General features: G+C 38.1%; 18 protein-coding genes and 1 tRNA gene. 7 read left to right on the top strand and 12 right to left on the bottom strand.

Annotated features, from left to right (window positions below; genetic code table 11):
• Positions 1–76: transfer RNA gene (locus tag HRT55_RS02320), tRNA-Met, on the top strand.
• Between the two features lie 532 nt (positions 77–608).
• On the opposite strand, the gene HRT55_RS02315 is transcribed toward HRT55_RS02320, so the two are convergent.
• From HRT55_RS02315 to HRT55_RS02300, 4 genes are all read right to left on the bottom strand, one after another.
• Positions 609–1,598 (bottom strand): NAD(P)H-quinone oxidoreductase, encoded by a 990-nt coding sequence (locus HRT55_RS02315; protein WP_291618507.1) that lies wholly within the window; start codon positions 1,596–1,598, stop codon positions 609–611.
• 38 nt (positions 1,599–1,636) lie between these two features.
• A complete protein-coding gene (locus HRT55_RS02310) occupies positions 1,637–1,984 on the bottom strand; it encodes a HopJ type III effector protein (protein ID WP_291618820.1) in 348 nt (115 codons plus the stop codon).
• A gap of 32 nt (positions 1,985–2,016) precedes the next feature.
• The gene (locus tag HRT55_RS02305) at positions 2,017–2,277 is read right to left on the bottom strand and encodes a DUF2999 family protein (RefSeq protein ID WP_291611780.1); all 261 of its coding nucleotides are present in this window, start codon (positions 2,275–2,277) and stop codon (positions 2,017–2,019) included.
• A 124-nt stretch (positions 2,278–2,401) separates the two neighbouring features.
• Positions 2,402–3,466 (bottom strand): CNNM domain-containing protein, encoded by a 1,065-nt coding sequence (locus HRT55_RS02300; RefSeq protein WP_291618505.1) that lies wholly within the window; start codon positions 3,464–3,466, stop codon positions 2,402–2,404.
• 253 nt (positions 3,467–3,719) lie between these two features.
• Here HRT55_RS02300 and HRT55_RS02295 point away from each other — a divergent pair, with 253 nt between their 5' ends.
• Both HRT55_RS02295 and HRT55_RS02290 read left to right on the top strand, forming a co-directional pair.
• Positions 3,720–4,259, top strand: coding sequence for a M48 family metallopeptidase (locus HRT55_RS02295; protein ID WP_287206584.1), 540 nt, complete (start codon positions 3,720–3,722; stop codon positions 4,257–4,259).
• Between the two features lie 252 nt (positions 4,260–4,511).
• Positions 4,512–4,733 carry a hypothetical protein gene (locus tag HRT55_RS02290; protein ID WP_287206587.1) on the top strand — a complete coding sequence of 74 codons (222 nt, stop codon included), beginning with the start codon at positions 4,512–4,514 and terminating at the stop codon, positions 4,731–4,733.
• Between the two features lie 173 nt (positions 4,734–4,906).
• On the opposite strand, the gene HRT55_RS02285 is transcribed toward HRT55_RS02290, so the two are convergent.
• From HRT55_RS02285 to HRT55_RS02260, 6 genes are all read right to left on the bottom strand, one after another.
• Positions 4,907–5,623, bottom strand: coding sequence for a response regulator (locus HRT55_RS02285; protein WP_287206592.1), 717 nt, complete (start codon positions 5,621–5,623; stop codon positions 4,907–4,909).
• A 62-nt stretch (positions 5,624–5,685) separates the two neighbouring features.
• Complete coding sequence (locus HRT55_RS02280) at positions 5,686–7,284, bottom strand: sensor histidine kinase (RefSeq protein ID WP_291618499.1); 1,599 nt, start codon at positions 7,282–7,284, stop codon at positions 5,686–5,688.
• Positions 7,285–7,405: 121 nt separating this feature from the next.
• Positions 7,406–8,944: a tripartite tricarboxylate transporter permease gene (locus HRT55_RS02275; RefSeq protein WP_291618497.1), complete on the bottom strand. Its 1,539-nt coding sequence runs from the start codon at positions 8,942–8,944 to the stop codon at positions 7,406–7,408.
• A 4-nt stretch (positions 8,945–8,948) separates the two neighbouring features.
• On the bottom strand, positions 8,949–9,431 hold the full coding sequence (locus HRT55_RS02270) for a tripartite tricarboxylate transporter TctB family protein (RefSeq protein ID WP_291618495.1): 483 nt from the start codon (positions 9,429–9,431) through the stop codon (positions 8,949–8,951).
• A 107-nt stretch (positions 9,432–9,538) separates the two neighbouring features.
• Positions 9,539–10,522 carry a tripartite tricarboxylate transporter substrate binding protein gene (locus HRT55_RS02265; RefSeq protein ID WP_291618493.1) on the bottom strand — a complete coding sequence of 328 codons (984 nt, stop codon included), beginning with the start codon at positions 10,520–10,522 and terminating at the stop codon, positions 9,539–9,541.
• A gap of 96 nt (positions 10,523–10,618) precedes the next feature.
• Positions 10,619–11,956 (bottom strand): porin, encoded by a 1,338-nt coding sequence (locus HRT55_RS02260; protein WP_291618491.1) that lies wholly within the window; start codon positions 11,954–11,956, stop codon positions 10,619–10,621.
• A gap of 389 nt (positions 11,957–12,345) precedes the next feature.
• Between HRT55_RS02260 and HRT55_RS02255 the strand changes: the two genes are divergently transcribed.
• Entirely contained in the window at positions 12,346–12,516 is a 171-nt protein-coding gene (locus HRT55_RS02255; protein ID WP_291618489.1) for a hypothetical protein, read from the top strand.
• Positions 12,517–12,661: 145 nt separating this feature from the next.
• Here HRT55_RS02255 and HRT55_RS02250 read toward each other — a convergent pair whose 3' ends face one another.
• Both HRT55_RS02250 and HRT55_RS02245 read right to left on the bottom strand, forming a co-directional pair.
• Positions 12,662–12,829: a hypothetical protein gene (locus HRT55_RS02250; protein WP_291611759.1), complete on the bottom strand. Its 168-nt coding sequence runs from the start codon at positions 12,827–12,829 to the stop codon at positions 12,662–12,664.
• Positions 12,830–13,161: 332 nt separating this feature from the next.
• Positions 13,162–14,079, bottom strand: a complete 918-nt coding sequence (locus HRT55_RS02245; RefSeq protein WP_291618487.1) for a universal stress protein — start codon at positions 14,077–14,079, stop codon at positions 13,162–13,164.
• Between the two features lie 429 nt (positions 14,080–14,508).
• On the opposite strand from HRT55_RS02245, the gene HRT55_RS02240 reads away from it, so the two are divergent.
• The 3 genes from HRT55_RS02240 to HRT55_RS02230 all read left to right on the top strand — a co-directional run bounded on the left by HRT55_RS02240 (position 14,509) and on the right by HRT55_RS02230 (position 18,148).
• Positions 14,509–14,865, top strand: coding sequence for a DUF1294 domain-containing protein (locus tag HRT55_RS02240; RefSeq protein WP_291618485.1), 357 nt, complete (start codon positions 14,509–14,511; stop codon positions 14,863–14,865).
• 5 nt (positions 14,866–14,870) lie between these two features.
• Complete coding sequence (locus tag HRT55_RS02235) at positions 14,871–15,656, top strand: DUF3108 domain-containing protein (RefSeq protein ID WP_291618483.1); 786 nt, start codon at positions 14,871–14,873, stop codon at positions 15,654–15,656.
• Positions 15,657–15,829: 173 nt separating this feature from the next.
• Positions 15,830–18,148 (top strand): methyl-accepting chemotaxis protein, encoded by a 2,319-nt coding sequence (locus tag HRT55_RS02230; protein ID WP_291618481.1) that lies wholly within the window; start codon positions 15,830–15,832, stop codon positions 18,146–18,148.
• Positions 18,149–18,169: the final 21 nt, after the last annotated feature.

Here is an 18,169-nt window from a genome sequence, read left to right as displayed (position 1 = left end):
GCGGGATGGAGCAGCCTGGTAGCTCGTCGGGCTCATAACCCGAAGGTCGTCAGTTCAAATCTGGCTCCCGCAACCAATTCAAATGTATTCTTAGTATTAAAATCCAAGCATAAGCTCATCGGGCTGTTATTTTTTATAAATAGAAGTAAATAGCCGAAAGTCGTTATTATCTGTTTCAAATATGGCTCCCGCAACCAACTTCATTTGTAAATATTAATATTATACTTTCCATTATAACTACACGATCTTAACTCGTCGGTCTGTTAGCCATTAAATAGCCGAAAGTAATCTTTACCTCTTCATTTTTAACAACTTCCAATTCACTTATGTACCGCCATTAAAAAAGGGGATTTTCCGTCCTAACAAGCAGGAACAACTTCCAATCGATGCTGTTGAAGTGGGATTAATCATTGAAGAAAAAGCTTGTGCTTTAGAAGCCAAAACAACACGCATTTAGGTTAAGACATGTAGCAGCTAATTGACTTAGTGGTAGGATTTGTTCTTGGCGTTTTATTGGTGTTTTCTTCTTTAGCGGTGAGTAACTTAAGTAAAAAGATGCAAGCCAAGACCTAGTTAGATTGACCATTAAACTTAAAGGAAAGCTTCTCTTAAGTCAGTGTTAGTACTAACTTACCAATATTTTCATTATTAGCCATTTTTTCATGTGCCAGCTCTACTTTTTTCCATGGATAAACTGTATCAATTACCGGCTTGATTCGCCCATTGAGCAACTCAGCGTAAAAATCGCTAATGAAGCTAGCTACTAAATTAGCTTTATAGTCATCACTGCGATTTCTTAACGTTGAAGCCGACAGTGTTAGCCGTTTGGCCAGCAGCTTAGCTATATCAAGTTGCTGGCAATAACGCCCACCCAGCATAGATAAAGTTACAATATGACCATCTAGCGCAGATACATTAATATTCTTAGCAACATATTCACCCGCCACCACATCAATAATAACGTCAAAACCTGAGGGTATATTCGCTTTAGCGTAAGTAACAAAATCCGTTTCTTGATAGTTTATCGCTACATCAGCACCAAGGGCTAAACATGCCTGTACTTTTGCCGCACTGCCTACTGTTACCACAACATTGCATTGTTTCGCTTTGGCAAGTTGAATAGCCGCGCTACCGACACCACTAGCGCCAGCATGAATAAGCACCTTACTGTTTGGCTTGAGCTGAGCAATGCTAAATAAGCTTTGATAGGCGGTTAGGAACACTTCTGCACAAGCGGCGCCCTGTTCATAAGTATAATGCTCTGGTAAACACAATAACTGCTGTGCTTTTACTTTGACATATTGTGCGTAACCACCACCGGCAACTAGCGCAAAAACCTTATCGCCAATTTGCCATGGTTTGCCTAAGTGGTTTTCGGCAACTGCCTCGCCACATTGAACAATTTCACCCGAGACTTCTAAACCTAGAATTGAAGACTCTCCCGCTGGCGGCGGATACTTGCCCGCACGTTGTAATAAATCCGCTCGATTAACGCCAATAGCCTTAACCTTGAGCAAACATTCATCTGCCGATATTTCTGGCAACGAAGTTTCACTCAGTAATAATGATTGCTGATTATCGACATGGATATATTTCAAGGAGAGCTCACCTTTGGCTTAAATGGTATAAATAAAATTTACGCTAAAGCTTTAAGCGCAACCGATTGAAATTCAACCCCCTGCCAAGCTGTTTTAATAAAATTACGAATATTACCGTGATCACTGCCCTGAGGGTTTTGTAAAACATCCTCATGGTAATAACGGCCAAAACACGCCAATGTTTGTTGCTCAGTGAGTTTATTTAACTTAGCAAAATAAAAGATTTTACAAGAGCCTTCATTAGTACCAGCGTCATTAAGTAAATCTCCATTACTGAAGCTTGCCGGTGTATAACTGTAGTTATCACTGACCACTTGCATCACCTGCTCAAAGCTCACATCATCGGCATTTAAGCTTAATTGACTAAGTAAATGAACTAAAGTAATGCTTTGTGGAGTGTTCTTTGTGGCACTAGCCACTATGCATCACCAGATTTTAACTTTGCCTTAGCCTCTTCAACCTTAGAGAAATCTAATCCTAACTCATTAACAGCCTGTTCAATAAGACCTGGGTCGGCCATTACTAAGCTCATAATGGCTTGAAGTTTTTCTGGCGGGATACCAAGTTGGCCAATAAATGCCATGGCCATCATAGGGTTTTCAGTCAGCGCTTGAAAAAGCTCGCCAATTTTTTCATCACTGATATTTAGTTCTTTTAAAATTTGAATAATTGGGTTCATTTAACGATCTCGTATTAGGACATAATAAAATACCGAGTTTAAGCTCGGTATTAATTTGAAGGTTATGTTAACAAATATAACGCATTGATAAAGACTAAAGAGCACTTATCAATAGATTGATTCGCTAATTATTATCTATTTCATTTTCTACCGCAGTATTTCCTTTGGCTTTTAAGCGTTGTCGATAATTTTCTTTGGCGAGCTTTTGTAAATCTTCAACTTGGTCGCTTTCATCAACAATTTCTCGGCCGAGAAAAGTTTCAATAGCATCTTCCAGTGTTACCACACCTGCCGTTTGACCAAAGTGGTCTTCAACAATAAAAATATGCTCATGGCGTTTGATAAAGAGATCAAGTAAGTTCAGTACTGGCAAGCTTTCTGACACTCTGCTGATAGGGTTACTAATCCCCTCAATACTATCATCACCCTTACCTACCCTTTCATTTTCATATAAGTGCGCTTTAATAATTACGCCAAGGATATTATCAATAGCGCCATCAAAAACAGGGATCCGGGTAAAGTTCGCTGTTTTTTCACTGTTAATGGCCGAAGATATAGTGACCTCTTTTGCTAAGGCATGGACAACACTGCGCGGTGTTAAGATATCTTCAGTTTTGGTATTACGTAATTGCAAAATATTTTCAAGCAACTGGCTCTCTTGTTTATCGAGTGTACCGCCTTTATGGCTTAGTTCAGCAACCATTAATAATTCTTCTCGAGTAACAATATCTTTATCTTTGCTGCTAAACAGGCGAGTCAATAATGATGACAGCCAAACTAGCGGGTAAACCAATTTTACTAAAAAGGCAATCACATAGGAAGACGGTATGGCTAAAACACGCCAATAATTAGCACCGAGGGTTTTAGGAATTATTTCAGAAAAATATAAAATGGCTAGCGTCAGTAAAAAGGCAATCAGGGTTTCTTTTTGCTCACCAAAAATACGAATGGCCTGAGCACCAACACCCGCTGCGCCCATAGTATGAGCAAAAGTATTAAGAATGAGAATACTGGAAATAGATTGGTCTAATTTATTCTTTACCTTAGCTAAGGTTTCAGCCCCGCGAGCTTTCGCGGCAAGTTTTTGTGCAACAAAGGCTGGACTTATAGATAGTAAGACCGCTTCTAAAATAGAGCATAAAAATGAGACGCCAATAGCAATCACAAGATAGGTAATAAGTAAGGTCATTGTTATCTAGTTGTCCTCGATAGCACTGGCTATTATTGCCCGCTCAATAACTATACTAATTATAGTATCAAATTAACCATTATATTACTGGCGGTAACACCTTAATAAGTTCGAGATCAACATAGCTAATTCATTAACTACACTATTGGCAAAGAATAAGTATAATAGCGCAGAACTAACTTAAACTAGATTCAAAACGCCTGAATTAATGCGACACATCAATACTAACTTTCCGAATTTTCTATAACAAATTATGCCGAAAAAATTTACACCGCTAGCATTTGAACAGCCCAAGTTAAAGTACCTCTCTGCTTACTCAGCACAAGTACAAACGCAAGTTCAGCAAATGCTTGAGCAAAAAAAAATAGCACAATACTTATTGGCTAAATACCCAATTACACATCAAATAAGTAATGACAAGGCTTTACGCACCTATGTGATGACATTAAAAAATCAGTATTTGAAAAAATCATCGCCGTTAAGCCAAATAAAATTCGATGATAAAATTCATATCATCAACAATGCCTTAGGTTTACATACCTATGTTTCCCGGGTACAAGGTAATAAACTGAAAAGCAAACATGAAATTCGTATTGGTAGCATGTTTAAAAAGGCGCCAGAAGATTTTTTAGCTATGATAGTTGTTCATGAATTAGCACACTTAAAAGAAAAAGAGCATAACAAGGCGTTTTATAAGCTTTGCCAAAGCATGTTACCTGATTATCATCAATTAGAATTAGACCTACGAATTTATCTGACCCAATTAGAAGAATTAGGTAGCATTTACGCTTAATAAACGCCTTCAACCTAGAAGATATAGCGACATTTCCTCAGCCGCAGTCTTTGATAATAAAGAAAGCCAGTAACAAGTCGCCGCTGTTTTCCCTCCCTTGTAGACCATAATACTAAGCTGTGACCAAAATGAACTTTATCGTACTTTATTCCCCTAAAGTTCATTATGGCTAAATTATTTACCTCTAGAGTAATTACCGACATGATATTCCTGAGTGAATTGCAAAGAGAATAATTACCAGGGAATATAACCATGAATAAGTGCAGCGATACATCACACCTGAACTCTACAGAGGCTCCAGGGCAAACATCAACTAAACCTTCAGTGGTAAATGCTAAGCAGGTAGGATCAAGTGATGACTTGGCAACAGTAGATTTAGCTAAACAGGATAAAGCCATCTTAACATCAGTTAAGAAGGTACAAGTGGTAGCTAATGACTTAGATAGCTCAAGCTTTGTTCTCGGCTATAACTAGCCATGCTATTTTAAGAGTAATACACATCAGAATAATGCACATCAGAATAATGCACATCAGAGTAGCGCAAAATATTAGCAGTATTGCTGCTCTCGGATTTTTATTTCACAGCTTTTATCTCAGTAGCTTTTAATATCATAGCTTCAATTTCAAGAGCTTTACTTCCCTAGCTGCTACTTCAAAAGATAATGACGTTCTGGTCGCCCGACTGTGCCGTATTCAATATCGGCAACAATCTCATTACAGCTTAATAGATACTCTAAATAGCGCCTTGCTGTGGTACGGCTAGTGCCGATACATTCAGACATAGATTCCGCGGTATAAGCACTGCCAGCATTATCACTTAACACAGTACGAATTTTATCGAGCGTTAACGAGTCAATTCCCTTAGGTAGTGTCACTGACTCATTGATAATTGATTCGCTTGCTAATCGGCTAGTTAAGTGGCTTTTATTATGAAATAACTCATCAAGATCATCTTGCTCAAAAGGTTGCTGAGCACTAAGTCGCTGACGATATTGTAGAAATCGTGCCAGGGTTAGCTTTAAGCGAGAAAAAGCTAAAGGTTTCAAGATATAGTCAAAGGCACCGTATGACATAGCCTCTTGAATCACTTCGCTATCTTTAGCCGCTGTTAACATAACAATGCTGATATCAAAGGCATTTAAATCTTGTCTAACGTACTTTAATACATCTAAGCCATTACTTTCGACTAAACTGACATCAAGAAAAATAAGCTCTGGCTTAAAACTGTCTAGTAGGTCTTTTGCCTCAGTGGTATTTTGCGCGATACCAATAACCTCAAAGCCCTCTTCATTATTAATAGTTTTCGATATGATGTTAGCAATACGCATATCATCTTCAACAATTAATACACTGTTTATTTTCATCACTTAATTGACTCCTTTACTGCTAGCTATTATTAGTTATTATTATTATTTTTATTCGTAGGCTATTTTGGTATATAAACCGTCATAATAGTGCCACCTTTTTTTGCCCGGGTAATGGATAAAGTACCGTCGACTTGATCCAAGCAATTTTTCACCAAAAACATCCCTATACCATGCCCCATCGCACGTTTTGTTGTGCGACCAAAGGTGAAAATATCTTTAATGGCTGCATCACTCATACCAACGCCAGAGTCTTCGATTTCAAAAATTATATCTTCACCCATATCGGTAAAAGACAGGGTCACCTGAGGTGCTTGCGCTTGATTACTACTGGCAGCATCAAAGGCATTATCGAGTATATTACCGAGTATGGTAACCAATTTTGAGCGTGGCAGTTTACTCGGTACTTGCAGTAAACTGCTTTCATTATCAATGATTAAGTCAATTTTTCGTTCTTTAGCAACATCATATTTCCCCAGAATAAGCCCGGCTATTATCGGGTCCGGTACAATGCGCATTAAGAAAGCAATAAGCTCCTGATAACCTGAATTCTCCACCATTATCAAGTCCAACGCTTCTTCATAAGAGCCAATTTGAATAAGGCCACCTATGGTATTTAATTTGTTTGAATATTCATGTGTTTGCACTCTTAACATGGTTGAGAACTGTTTCACTTGCGACAGCTTCTCACTTAAATCAACCACATCATCTTTATGGCGAAAAGAAACCACCACGCCGCGTTGCTTATCGGCAATCATTAAAGGAGTTTTTGTTAAGATTAAGGTACCCGCTTCAATATCAACTTCCACATCTCGCCATACTCGTGAAGAGTCACTGGCGAAAATAAACTGATAGTCAGGTAAGAGTTCATGTACCGCAGAGCCGATTAATTCCTGCTCGGAAATATTGGCTAAAATCTCAATAGCGATAGGATTACAACTGGTAATTATACCTTGTTCATCAATAACTACCACACCTTCTAGAATAGACTCGAGTACCGCTTTTCGTTCACTATAAACTCTGGAAATTTCTTCCGGCTCTAAGCCAAATATTTCATCACGATAGCGTTTAGCAATATATAAAACCAAAAAACAGCCGGCAATCAAGGTAATGCCAAAAACCCATGAAAAGGTATCGCGGTAATTGCTAATGCTGAGCATCATGCCGTGCTCTAAGTAGCCGACGGAGATCAAGCCGATAATGGTGCCATCGTCTAATAAAACGGGGGTTTTTCCGCGAATTGAAACACCTAATGAACCCTCAGCTTTGGATATGTATGACTCGCCAAGTTTAAGTGCTCTAATATTATCGCCACCCATCATGGCAAGGTTAATTTTTTTCGGGTTAGGATGAGAGTATCGAATGCCATTACTATCGCCAACCACAATAAACGAAGCAGCTATAGCTTGACGAATGGGCTCTACATAGGACTGAATAGGTTGGCTTTGTTTATCGAGCAGTGATTGTTGAATAATAGGATTTTTAGCCAATGATTGTGCAACGGCAAGGGCTTTTTCGCCGAGTTGCTGTTCGAACTCTTGTACTAGATAAGAAACGCTAAACATACCCAAAAAAATGGTCTGTAGCATAACAAGTAGCACAGACACTAAAGCGAGCTTGTTATGCAAACCCATTTTTTTAAACGTCTTGGCTATCTTCATTGGTTTTATCATAAAGTTTGGATTCAAAAGTCACTTCATACTTTCAATTTAGTGAATACAGACAAGCTAAGCAATATAGTCTTGCCTCGCTTGTCTGCTTTACACACCTAAAACTAGCTAGTTAAATTTCAGCTACTTTCTCTTGGCTAGTTGAACCATTACCTTTTCTCAGTGTAGAGATAATTGGCATAAGTAACACTAAAGCCGTCACTGTTAAGATACCTAGGGTAATAGGTCTATCCCATAAGAAAGAGATTGAACCATCATATAAGGTTAATGAACGACGTAGATTTTGCTCCAACATGCCACCTAAAATAAAGCCAAGGATCAGCGGAGACATACTAAAGTTCAATAAACGTAAACCAATAGCTATTACGGCAAAGCCGGCCATCATAAAGATATCAAAGGCATTAAATGAGACTAAATAAACACCGATCAGTGAGAAGAACAAGATAAGCACAGTTAATAGTTGCTTAGGTAACGTCAATGCTTTAGCAATGTAAGGAATCAAAGGTAAGTTGATAAGTAATAATACTATGTTGCCGATGTACATAGAAACAATTACCGACCAAAACACTTCAGGATTATCAATAAATAAACGAGGACCCGGTTGAATACCATAAGCCATTAACGCACCTAACATTACTGCGGTAGTGCCTGAACCTGGAATACCTAAAGTAAGTAAAGGTACAAATGAACCGCTACAAGCAGCATTATTTGCGGTTTCAGGAGCAGCTAAACCACGTAAACTACCTTTACCAAATTTTAGTTTCTCTTTCGCTGAAGCTAAGTTTCGTTCCATACCATAAGCAAGGAATGAAGCAATAGTAGCGCCCGCACCTGGTAATACACCAACAAAGAAGCCAAGTACTGAAGATCTAGCAACGGTAGGCGCCATCTCTTTTATTTCAGCTTTAGTAAGTTTTAAACTACCCACTTCTGTCGCCGGAGTAACGGAATTAAGACCTGATTTCTTATCTTTATTATTACTGATAATAGAGAGTAATGCCTCTGATAAAGCAAACATAGACATAGCAATTAATAAGAAACTAATACCATCAAGTAAGTCAATTTGACCAAAGGTAAAGCGCTCTACGCCTGACGCTTGATCCGTACCAACTGTTGATAACATTAAACCAAATAAGGTCATCATGATTGATTTAAGGAAGCTACCTTTATTAGAGAATGCCGCAACAGCAGTTAAGCCCAATAATAACAAGGCAAAATAATCAGGTGATTGGAAGCTTAAAGAAAACTTCGAGAGCATAGGTGCAGCAACTAACAAAAATACTGCAGCAATAGTTCCGCCACTAAAAGAAGCATAAGCGGCAATAGCAAGTGCCTTGCCTGCTTGGCCTTTACACGCCATAGGATAGCCATCAAATGATGTCGCTACGGTACCAGCAACACCCGGCGCGTTAATCAAAATAGATGAAGTTGAACCACCAAAAATAGCACCGTAATAAACACCGGCCATTAAGATCATGCCAGATGAGGGATCGATACCATAAGTAATAGGAATCATTAGGGCGATGGCAGTGATAGGCCCTAAGCCCGGCAACATACCAATAAAAGTGCCAACAAAACAGCCAAAAATAACGAACATGATGTTTTGCATTGACATTGCGGTTTGAAAACCGAGAAGTAAGCCGTCTAACATAGTATTAACCCCAAAGGTCGCCGGTTGATAAATAGATACCCAGCAGTTGTGTCATGATTGCCCAAAAGACAATAACTACAGGTACTGAGGCAAGGAAAAGTCGTTTTTTACTTCGCTCACCAAGTATAAGAAAACCAAAAATAAGAAAAGAAATGGTTGATAGAATAAAGCCCAATTGCTCTAAAGTAGCGCCGTAATACACCATTAAGGCAATAAGACTTGCCACCTGAAACCAGCCTTTCTTGTCAAAGCCATTGGCGGATTCCTCTGTCTCATCACTAGTGCTACTATCCGTAAGCACTGACATGATAATAGCCAAAGCTGAGACTAGAATTCCTAATAATGCATAGAGTTTAGGCATAGACTGTGATGTAAATACATCATACTCTTCACCAGGGTATAAAGGGATTTGGTAGGCATAGTAGCCATAACATACGCTAAAAATAAAAAATATTAATGCGCCAATGACATTTGTACTGATTTTCATAATTTACCTCAAACTGTATTATCCGGCTAAAACAATTAAACCGATTCAACCGAACAATGCAGCAGTCAACTAAAAACTATACTTCAAGAAACAGTCTTACAAGAACGTTACTTTAAAAAGCCTAACTCACGCATTAATACACCAAGATCTTTTTCTTGCTTCTCTAAGAAAGCGTAGAACTCACTGTCAGCATTGTACAAATTAACCCAACCATTACGCTCTTGGATTTTTGTCCACTCAGGTGTGTCTTGTACATCACCCAATAATTTTGCATAAGCGGCAACTTTTTCATCAGACATTGTTGGTGCTGCAAAGAAACCTCGCCAGTTAGCAAATACGACCTCATAGCCCATTTCTGTTAAAGTTGGGATATTCGGTAACACTGTCAGGCGCTCTTTTGAAGTAATAGCGAGTATGCGCACATCACCACTTTGAGCCATGGTAAGTGCTTCACCAACACCGGTGGAAAGAATAGCCGTTTCACCCGAAAGTAAACCTGCCATGGCTTTACCGCCGCCGTCATAAGCAACATAAACTAACTTGCGTGGTTTAGCGCGACCGGCTTTGATTGCCATCGCTGCAACGAGATGATCTAAGCTGCCACGTGATGAACCACCAGAGAACTTCACTTTACGTGGGTTTTGCTTAAAATCAGCTAATACATCACGCCAATCATAGTATTTAGAGTCTTTACGTACCACAAAGGCACCAAAGTCAGCAATAGTACCTGCAACAGGCTTAAGATCACGGAATGATTGTGGGAAAACACCACTTAATGAACGCACAACAATCGGAGTAGAATTTACCATCAAGGTGTTTTTCTGTTTTGCTGCAGTTTCAATCATGTAAGCAATGGCTTTACCACCGCCACCACCTGACATATTTTGATAAGAGGCATTTTCGACTTTTCCTGACTTCATTAAGGCTTCACCGGTACCGCGAGCCGTACCATCCCAACCGCCACCAGGGCCTCCTGGGATAAGAAAATGTATTTCTGAAATGTCGGGTTTTTCGTTCGCTGATACTGAAGTTGACACCAACGAAAGAAGACCAATAGCCATAGAAGCTAAGGTTAATTGTTTAATATTCATATTTAATCCTAAAAATTTTGATGCGAGTTAAGTTGGACTTATCGCTAAGCCCAACTTATCAAATGCTGTAAATCAATTAAGGTAAAACCAGTACCGCTAAAATAAGTACTGCACACGAGCGGTCAAGGCATTACCATCGGTAATCTCACCAACTAATTCTTCAGCGCCAGGGCCTGAAACATCAGAGATTAAGTAATTGGCCATGAATTTTATTTTTTTATTGAGGTAATAAGTAGTACCTACAGTGAGTACTTCAGTAACAGTACCTTGAGTATCTGAAGTCGCATCAAATTGACTGATACGGGCAAATACTTCCCAAGCGCCACTGTCGGCAATAGGGGTTGGTGAATTGAACACACCACGTTTCTTATAAACTCGACTCTCGCCGGTTAAAAAGTAACTTGCGGTAACATAGTAACCATCGTAGCTGCTGTCATTGAAGCTCTCCATCGCATTTACATCACGTACCGAATATTCACCTTGTAGTGATAATGGTCCGTAAACACCGGCAAATTCGAAGCCGTATTGCGTCATATTATCTACCGAAAAAGTCTCTCCGCCAGCTGCATAGTTAACCAAGCGCACGTTAGTATTACGTACTTCACCACGGGCAAAGTTTTCACTTAGCACATCGCCACCCATATCACGTTGCGAACCCCAAGCACCAAAATGAAGGGTTTTGCCTTTCGTATGAATGGGTGACCAAGTTAAGCGACCAGTTACTGAAAGGTTCATGTCACCGTTTTCATCTTGACCATCTGTGCCAAAACTACCGCCTTTATAGGCACCAATAGCATAACGAAGACCCGTGCTTTCAAAGTATTGATAAGCAGAAGTACCGTATTTAAAATAAGGAGACATTACGTTAGCTACCATAGGGCGTGAAATAGCAGTAATGTGTTTACTACTAGTTAACGCTTCTAAACTGATATCTTCACGAATTTTACCTAGTTTGATAGTAGGGCCATTTTCAAAACCCTTATAACGTAAACGAGCTAAAGTAATTTCACCTTTGTCTTCAGAAAAATCAAGCAGAAGCTTGTAATCCCAGTTATCCGCCTGACCTTCAACATATGTTCTAATACGACGAGGGAAAAGATCTGAGGCTGTTGCACCATCATTTTTTGCGTTATAAGCGCCATCAAAACGATTGTAATCTAATTGGAAACGACCACCCATTTCAAATGACTTGTTACCGTCTTTGCTCTCTACTTCCAAACCGCCACCTTTGGTTTTTACCCTTGGTGCTTGATCCATTTTTGCTACCGCCCTGCTAAGCTCCTCAACTTGCTGCTGTAGTTTTTTTACTTCTTCACTGTCATTAGCCTGCGCAACCATAGGTAATCCCATAGCAATCGCTAGTGCTAAACTTACGGTAGACTTTCTATTTTTAGCTTTGAAAAACATATTCGATTTTTGATGTTTATCTCTCATGAACTGAAACCCTTTAATTTGTTTTAATATATTTTTTATAAAGATTTGCAAGTGCAATTCAAAGCCAATGCGTTTCGAACTAGCATCAACCCCAACATTCGAGACTATATTTAAGGGATGGGTAGTGAAAAATATACAATGACAAACTAAATAACTTTAAGAGCATAAAAACTGTTAAATCCATAAAGTTCATGGCAAGTTTATTTTTCCATTTTGCCGAAAAATAATCGCTACGTAGCAAGTACTTAGGCAGTAAGAAATATAATTTATACAATAGACGGTGGACGAATAAGGCCTGAAGCCATCGTAAGGCAATTTTTAGCTAAAACCTCGACAGCTAATTTATATACATTACAATAAAGGCACTTTCGCTTAGCAAAACAATCAAAATGTCAGAAATTAAAATAAAGTTTGAATTGGAAAAAGAAAATAAAAACAGTGTCCGTTATAAAGAGATCCCCAAAGATGACATGCCACCCATCTTAGGCTCTATATATGTACAAAAATGGTATGCTGGTAATAGTAAGTATCTAGAAGTAACGGTTAATAAAGTGGATTAACTCGGGGGAACACGCAGCGTATAGTCCCTATGCCTTAATAACTAATAGAGGCTTTAAAACGCAAAAAACCAGAATACCTTATTAAGGTAACTCTGGTTTTTTTGTATAAACCGTCAGCTTTGCCGACGGTTTTGATTTGTGCTAATTATGCTTGGTATAGCATAGCTAGAAAATCTTTAGACTCATTCACTTTGGTAAATTTAAACAATTGTGAACCCGCTTGGTCTTTAACAACAACATTTAATTTGTTGATTGAAATAGACTTTACTGGTGCTGCAATAGCATAAATCTTACCTTGATAAGTATAAGACATAATATAACTCCTTGAATTGCATATCAATGCAATATTAAAAAGCTCTATAGCTGTACAGTGTAAAACGAAAATAATACGATGAATTAACCAAAAAAAATCGGAATTTCATACAGCAAAAGCTTTAATTAAATAACTTTTATAAGGTGTTGGCTGACTGTGAAAGGGAAAGACAAAACACGAAAAATCACTGAGGATTAAACTTGTTTAACAGAGGAATGCTAAACAACGAGGCCAATTTACAATGCTTTGTTGAAAAAGTAAACATTTATTTTTACCGAGTGTAAAACTATGTCATAACGACTAAGTAACTACGGGATACCATAAGTATTTTTTTAACATTTCAGCGATAAAATATCACAACCGACATTATCGAGTATTTTTTCCACGGTATTGCCAATAAATTTACCATTATTAGCCATGCCCATCACTAATAAATCCACTTGCTGGGTATTAACCAACTCAGGTAATTCAAACTCGGCAGAGCCAGCAACAAGGTGAGTAGTCTCTTCATCAAAGGCGTAGTCGCTCAATAACGCCTTAAAGGCTACTTGGTGATGGTGCTTAATGGCATCACTATATTCATGAAAGTCACCGTTAATTAAACTATGGTCCATACCAACTGAACTCATACCTTGCCATAACTCTATGCCTATTGGCTGATAACAATGACAAACATGAGCTTGGCCCTTGAATAACTCAGCCATTGCTAATGTTGCTTGTATAATCTCAGCATCTAAGGTTTTGGCTTTATTATGGCTTCTTTCCGGATCAACTGCCGCCATAACCTTACGATATGAATAGTCGCTAATATTTTTAGTTAATAATAAAGGCACGGGACAATGCTCTAGCAATTGCCAATCACAGGGGGTAAAAAATATTTTATTGATAGTCGAGTTTTGCTTGGTTGATTTAATCACCAATGATGCACCATTACTTTCGATTTTGGCCAACACAGCGCAACTAACATCTGCATGCCAAACAACATCCATGTAAACCTCTATGCCAAGGGGTTTCACTTCTGGCAAATAGGTTTCTAACCAACGTAATTTAGACGCCAAATATTCTTTTTGCAAAGCCGCTGATTGTGCTTGGTTAAAATTCCAATGACTAACAAACTCACTATTATAAGCGACCAATAAAAGTTCGATACTTGCTGAGGTTTTCTTAGCAATATTAATGGCTTGAACTAATGCTGGTTGGTGATCAGAACTAGAGTCCATAACCACCAAAATTTTTTTAATTAGTTTCATTATTTCCTCCTAAGTATCAAGCATCTAGATAACAAGCGCTTCAGTAATATCCTTATTAACTTAGATCAAAACCTTAATTATTCCCCTTACTTAAAAATTAGTTGAATCGATACCTTTTAGCAATGTATTTATCATATATTTGAACACTTGTGCTCTAAATTAAACAGCACTGTTGACAAGTAGCACCACTAGCTAGCTAAATGAAAAATGGTATTATTGTTTAAAAACAGGGGCGTTTTAAAATGACGTAAAGTTAGCATTACTACCTTGTGAGAATAACTCTACCTACCCTAGTTATTACCCGAGTAATTAAATACAATTGACGATATCATCACTACTTTTCATTATCTGAGTCTAACTAGCTGCGACACTTATACAAAAGTAGACCAGAACTAAGTAATAACTAAACATCAATGGAGTTAGTATTAAGTGTTGGCAATTTTTTTAAGTGTGACTTACCTATTAACTTTAGCTGTTTTATCTTTTAATCAATATATGCCAACAATGCTTTTCATATTTATTATAAGCCTCAATGTGCTTAGCTTTTTGTTTTACTTGCTCGATAAGTACAAAGCAAAAAATGGCTATTGGCGTATCAAAGAATCAACCCTGCACTTCCTGTCTTTGTTAGGGGGTTGGCCAGGTGCAGCTATAGCACAACAAGGGCTTAAACATAAAAATAGAAAAAAATCCTTTCAAATAAGATATTGGTTAACTGTGATGGCAAATATTGCAGTGCTGACCACGTTACTTTATTTTTCCCATGGTGCTAACAAACAATGGTGATCGCATTGACCAAATTAACCACTTTTAGCAAGCTAGCATTAAACATATTAACGCTATTAAGCTGTTGCTTATTGGCATCTATGCCCAAATTATCTGCTGTTGAGATTAAAGAGTTAAGCGCGGAAGAATTAAATGCCCTACATCAATGTGAAAAAAACTTTGAATATAATATTTATTTCCTAGGCCGTAATGTAGGTTATTTAGAACGAACGATAAAATGGCATAAAAACACGGCATTGCCCGAAGCAACTGTGACCTCATTCAGTGAAGTGAGTTATCTTTGGCTTGACTCAACTTATCAACAAACAACGACCATGCAGTACTCCCCTAAGGATAAACATTTTTTAACTCCTGGATTTTCACAAAAGATCACCGGACTTAAAAGCAGAGATATGCATGCGATTATTGCTGATAATGGCCTGAAATCAAGGGTCACTTTAGATACTGACATTTCTTATTATCAAGTAGAAAACTACCCTTTATATGATATTGATACCTTAGGCACACAAATTAGGCTGAATTTACTGCGAGGATTGAAACACTTTACCCTCTCTCGCCAAGCCAGTAGCCGAATTGATACTTATCACTTTGAAGTCGCAGGTTTAGACGTTATTGAACATAAAAAATGGGGCAAGTTAACGACAATAAAAGTGATTGAAGTGGGCGAACATGAAAGTATCGTCTTATGGTTTTCAAGTAAACATGACCATCAACTGATCAAAGCAGAACTCGATATGATATTTTCTCCCCTAGTATGGTTAACTAACTTTAGTCTGCAATGTGAGCCGTAAAAATTGTCCATAACTTCCCCATAAATTACGTATCTATCCTAAGTTAGCTTTTAATTTCATAGTAAACATACTTATCAAGCTAAACGGGTGACTTACATCTGTTCAAAAAAAACACAACAATAAGGAAAAGTACTAAACTAGATATTATGGTTTGCTTTTAATGAGCGGTTCCAATGAAAATATCCAACAAAATTATTTTAGCGTCAGTGGTATTATCTGCCATTGGTATCATAACAGCGGGTGGCTTAGTTGGTTGGCAAGCAACTTCCATTGCAGCAACAGCAATGGAAAAAAGAGCATTTAGCCAGCTCATTGCTATTCGAGAAATTCAAAAAACCCAAATTGAAAATTACTTTAAAACCATAGAAAAAGAAGTCATTACATACTCCAATGACGGCATGATTATCAATATGATGCAGCAACTACCTGAGCCCTTCTTCAATTACGATAGTCAAAGCTCACTACGAGATAACGATAAAATTAAAGGCTATTATCGTAATGAGTTTGATCCTGAATACAAGAAGCAGAACCCTTCCTCTTCATTAAGTTCTATAGAAAAATATCAACAGCTAAATCAAAACACCAAATCAATACAACATGCTTATATCAGTGCTAACCCCAACCCGTTGGGTAGTAAAAATGGTTTAGTCTTCTCAGATGATGGCTCAAAATACAGCCAGTTACACAAGAAATATCATGAACACTTGGACCAATACTTAAATGCTTTTGGTTATTACGATATATTTTTAGTAGAGCCTGAGACTGGTTTTGTTATTTACTCTGTCTTTAAGGAGCTCGATTTTGCTACATCACTGTTGTCAGGTCCGTACAAAAATACTGGTCTTGCAAAAGCCTTTAACGCAGCAAATAGCAGTTCAGATAAAAACGCTAGCTTTTTAATCGATTTCAAACCTTACTTCCCTTCATATCATGCCGCAGCGGCTTTTATCTCTTCCCCCATATTTTCAGCTTCAGGTGAAAAAATTGGAATATTAATTTTTCAAATGCCAATAGCTAAGATCAATAATTTAATGACTTATGACAAGCAATGGCAAAAAGTGGGATTGGGAGATTCAGGAGAAACCTACCTCATTGGTGATGACCATCTACTTAGAAGTCAAAGCCGTTTTCTGATTGAAGACAAAAAAGGTTATATCAGTGCGCTAGAATCTGTGGGCACAAATAAAGCAACCCTTGATAAAATAATGGCCAGTGACTCTGGCATCGGCTTACAAGAAGTAGCAACCGAAAGTGCCAATGCGGCATTATCAGGACAAAGCGGCATTAAACATATTACAGACTACCGCAACGTAGAAGTTTTATCAGCTTTTGCTCCGCTGAATATCGAAGGTGTTGCTTGGGCAATATTAAGTGAAATTGATGTTGCTGAAGCAATGAAAGATAGAGAAGATATGCTGAATAGCATCTGGCTTATTATTAGCGTCATTATGGTGATATTGATCCCTCTGACACTAATATCCGGTTTTATGGTTGGACGCGGTATATCTAACCCCATCAACAACTTTATTGGCCAAGTAAATAAAATAAGTAAAAATAAAGACTTAAGTCATAGCGTTGAATACAGCGGTAATGATGAACTACTTGGTTTAGCCAATTCATTTAATCATTTAATCAGTGAAATAAGAGATATTCTCCACTGCGTCGAACAGTTATCCGAAACCCTACTTGAGTCGACTGAAAAAATGTTAATTAATATGGATGAGACAACGAGCCAAACTCAAAGTCAGACCGATAATGCTGATAGCATGGCAGTGGCCACTAACCAGTTACTTGCGACTATCAAGGAGGTGGCTCGCAATGCTGCCGATGCCGCCAATACAGTGAAAGAAACCAGTGATAAATGCATTGAAAGTAATAATTCTGCCGAAAACTTGGAACATGATATGGATGAGTTAAATCAGCAAATGTCATCGGCTTCACACTCTATCGAAAAGCTCGCCGATGAAAGCTTATCTATCGGCTCTGTTTTAGATGTTATCCAATCAATTGCAGAACAAACTAATTTATTAGCCCTAAATGCGGCCATCGAAGCGGCTAGAGCTGGCGAGCAAGGACGTGGCTTTGCCGTTGTTGCCGATGAAGTAAGAACATTGGCAAGTCGAACACAACAATCCACTGAAGACATTCGAGAGAAAATAAACTCCTTACAACAAGAAACACAAAGTACGGTGAAAATAGTCAGCTCTTCCAGTGAAATGACTAATCATAGCATTGACTCTTGTCAGAAAAACCGCCACATAATCACCGATATATTGGCACTGGTTGAGCAATTAAGTGATATGAACATTCAAATTGCTACCGCATCTGAAGAGCAAAGCATGGTAGTCAACGAGATTAACCAAAATGTTACCGAGATAGCTGATAACTCTCATAATATTTCCGATAAAGCTAATTTAAGTAGAGAAGATGTTAAAAACCTCAGTACTCTGGTCAGGAACCTTGAAGAAAAAATGCGAGAATTTAGCTTATAGCTATACTTACCACACTGGCTA

Source organism: Colwellia sp., from assembly GCF_013214175.1.
GTDB lineage: Bacteria > Pseudomonadota > Gammaproteobacteria > Enterobacterales > Alteromonadaceae > Colwellia.
Note: the sequence above shows the minus strand (reverse complement) of the source record. Positions and strands in the feature narration are given on the sequence as shown.